Source organism: Coleofasciculus sp. (assembly GCF_046539235.1).
Classification (GTDB): domain Bacteria; phylum Cyanobacteriota; class Cyanobacteriia; order Cyanobacteriales; family Coleofasciculaceae; genus Coleofasciculus.
This window is the reverse complement of record NZ_JBKHHI010000574.1, coordinates 1-3,245: the sequence shown is the minus strand read 5'-3', so window position 1 is coordinate 3,245 and position 3,245 is coordinate 1. Positions and strand designations below refer to the sequence as shown.

The 3,245-nt window shown below is 44.2% G+C and carries 4 protein-coding genes; 3 read left to right on the top strand and 1 reads right to left on the bottom strand.

What is annotated here, in order from left to right; translation table 11 throughout:
• The first annotated feature begins 6 nt into the window (after positions 1 to 6).
• From ACLFWI_RS28705 to ACLFWI_RS28695, 3 genes are all read left to right on the top strand, one after another.
• On the top strand, positions 7 to 747 hold the full coding sequence (locus ACLFWI_RS28705) for a Uma2 family endonuclease (protein ID WP_446415769.1): 741 nt from the start codon (positions 7 to 9) through the stop codon (positions 745 to 747).
• A gap of 421 nt (positions 748 to 1,168) precedes the next feature.
• Positions 1,169 to 1,393: a hypothetical protein gene (locus tag ACLFWI_RS28700; protein ID WP_446415768.1), complete on the top strand. Its 225-nt coding sequence runs from the start codon at positions 1,169 to 1,171 to the stop codon at positions 1,391 to 1,393.
• Positions 1,390 to 1,656 carry a Txe/YoeB family addiction module toxin gene (locus ACLFWI_RS28695; RefSeq protein WP_446415767.1) on the top strand — a complete coding sequence of 89 codons (267 nt, stop codon included), beginning with the start codon at positions 1,390 to 1,392 and terminating at the stop codon, positions 1,654 to 1,656. Before ACLFWI_RS28700 ends, ACLFWI_RS28695 begins: the two co-directional genes overlap by 4 nt.
• Before the next feature lie 98 nt (positions 1,657 to 1,754).
• On the opposite strand, the gene ACLFWI_RS28690 is transcribed toward ACLFWI_RS28695, so the two are convergent.
• The gene (locus ACLFWI_RS28690) at positions 1,755 to 3,071 is read right to left on the bottom strand and encodes an NB-ARC domain-containing protein (protein ID WP_446415766.1); all 1,317 of its coding nucleotides are present in this window, start codon (positions 3,069 to 3,071) and stop codon (positions 1,755 to 1,757) included.
• Positions 3,072 to 3,245: the final 174 nt, after the last annotated feature.

Below are 3,245 nucleotides of genomic sequence, written 5' to 3'. Positions count from 1 at the left end.
CTCCCGATGACCCTTGCCCAGGATTCAGCACCAACAGATCAAATTACTTCCCTTAACGACACAGAGGATATTATTATTCCTCCATGCGATTTGTTGAGTGATGAACCTCCCTTGGAAAGTGACCTACATCGAGATCAAATAGAACTCCTGCTGGCTTGCCTCAAGTGGTGGTGGCGAGAACGCACTGACTTCTATGCCACAGGCAATCTTACCATCTACTTTAGCCCAGAACACATCACCACACGAGACTTTAGAGGACCCGATTTTTTTGTCGTATTAGGCACAGAAAATCGACCCCGCAAAAGCTGGATCTTATGGGCAGAACAGGGGAAATACCCGAATGTGATTGTGGAACTGCTTTCTGACAGCACCGCCAAAATTGATAAAGACTTTAAGAAAAAACTTTATCAGGACACCTTCCGCACCCCCGAATATTTTTGGTTTCATCCAAATACGTTGGAGTTCCAAGGGTTTATACTTATGGCGGGTGAGTACCAACCGATAGAACCCACTAATCAAGGGTGGTTATGGAGTCGTCAGTTGGAACTGTTTTTAGGAATTTATGAGTCAAAACTGCGTTTTTTCAGCCCAGAGGGTCAACTCGTCGCCACACCAGAGGAGAGGGCAGAAATTGCCCAGAAACAAGCGGAGTCAGAACGACAGCAGCGGGAACTTGCACAACAGCAGGTAACAGAATTACGAGCTAGACTTAAAGCGTTAGGGGTTGAACCCGATTTGCCAGATTAGTAAGCAGTTCGGCATTTAAACCTTAATGTCAATAATGGCGAAATCCTTGCCGTAGTGCGTTTAGCGAAGCCATGCCGCAGGCTTTGCATCTTGCTCGCTACATTGATTACACAAAAAGCGCTGTAAGTTGTGGGGTACGATGGTAACAGAGCAGCGATATGAATTAGAGCTGTAACTCGTGATCCAGAAGGGATAGCGTGGGAATACAATGTTTCGCTGAGTTTGGGAAAGCAGGAGTTGGACAATGTTGATGATTGAGGTGTTGTTATACCATGATTAATTCAAGAATCGGTAGGTGTTAGATGTCATTCCCTCAAGCCATTCTCAAACAGAGGCGATTCTCGTTCCCAGATACTATGCGATCGCGCTTCACACCTGACACGCTACTCTATAATTGTCAAAACTACTATAGGAAACAACAATGTCAACCATTTATCGTTTAAAAGCCAACGAAATCGATCGTAATTTCCTGGAAGAAATCAAAGCGACATTTGGAGATAAAGAAATTGAAATTGTTGTTTCGGAATTTGATGAAACTGAGTATCTTTTACAATCAGAAGCCAACAAAAATAGGCTTTTAGGAGCCATTAAAAATGTTGGAAAACGTAAAAATTTAGTTGAAATTAATTTACAAGATTTGCCATGAGCAGAAGAATTGTGTTTGAATCCTCTGCTTTTGTAGATTTTACTGAATGGGCAAAATTAGATAAAAAAATTTATCGCAAAATTGTTGAACTGATTAAAGATATAGATCGCTTACCCTTTGAAGGACTGGGTAAACCTGAACCGCTAAAATATGAGTTAAGTGGTTTTTGGTCAAGGCGCATTAATAACGAACATCGTTTGGTTTACCAAGTTTCCGATGAAGAAGTTGTAATTGTGGCTTGTAAGTATCATTATAGTGAATAGTCGTAGAGTTTAATCGCAAGGCGGGAAGACGGCGACAGATGCAAGATGTAAGGTTTATCGCCCAAGGGATCGCGCCACACTCATACCCCCTTGATTCTTCAATCTTCTAACGGAGTCATTAATTGCAGCGTCACTTCCCGAACGGCTGGTGGTAAAATGAATCGACCCTCAGACTTTTCCACAAGCGATCGCTGACTCAGGGAACCTAGCGCCCGAATCACCTCCTGGGGTGATGTGTCGCTAAACTGCTGTTGCAGTGCTTTAAAAGAAATTGGCTCTTTTTGATGAGCCAGATACACCAATACTCTTTCTTCTAATTCTGATAAGCGGTCTAAAATTTCCTCAATAAAATCACTAATATCGTGAGTAAACAACGTGGTTGATAGAAAATCCGTCACGTCACCATCAAAAACTTCCTTAATCGTCGTCGCCACCAGCTTGAGCATAAACGGATTACCGCGATACCCTTGAATTAACGGTTGCCATTTTTTCTCGCCGGATAATCCTTTCTCTTTTAAGATGAATCGGGCTGCGTCTCCCAAGCCTTCTAACTTAAAGGAACGAACAGGTGAGGTTTCACCTTCCAATAACGAAATTTCATTCAGTTTTTCCTGAGACGTTAGCAACAAACAGCTTTGATGCGGTTCTTCTCCTAAACGTCGGAAAAAATCACCATATTCTTCATAGCCTTCTCGGTAAATCCCGGCTAATTCCCCACTCTGCAAAATAGACTCCACACCATCCAAAATGAGCAAACAACGGTGTTGTCGAAAATAGTCAATCAACCAGGAAATGCGCTGATCAGGGGTTTTGGGTATTACCGTTTCCGGTTGCTGGGATAAGTCTGGAATTAAAGCGGCGAGAAGATCAGACACAGAAGGGGCTTGACGTAGCGATCGCCACAGGACAACCTCAAATTCATCCTGTACCTGTTTCGCCAACTTCACCGATAACGCTGTTTTACCAATACCACTCATCCCCAATAGCGCCACTAAGCGACAGTGTTCCTGAATAATCCAGCGTTCCAGGGTTTTCAGTTCATCGCCACGCCCGTAGAATACAGAAACATCGGGTGCTTCTCCCCAATCCCGGCGATTTTGCGGTTGGGGTGAGGTAGGGGGACTCTCCGCAACAGGGGGGCGGTTTGGGGTATCCTTTTGCTGCTGGAGATACTCTTGATAGCGGTTAACCAGGATTTGTTGCAATTTGGTCAGTTTAACCGGACCTCGACCCGGAATTTTAAACTTTTGATAGACTTCGCTAAACCGCTTACGCACAGCATCCCCACTAATCTGAAGATGAGACGCGATCGCAGCCGTTCCATGACCCTCCATCGCCAGGGACAACACCTCTAATTCCGATTTGGACAGATTGCGTTCAGTCGCAATGGTTTTGAGAAAATCCTGAGAAATCACCGTCCGATGCTCACACTTATAACCTATTTCATCCTTCAGGTTAACTCATATTCATGATGAAAAATAGATGTCGCTCACATCAGTCACTTGAGTACGCACCAACCGAGTGGCGTGACCCAGCTAAAATTGTGGAATAGGTTGGCTTCGTAGTGAGGGCTTCAGCCCTCTTCAGCT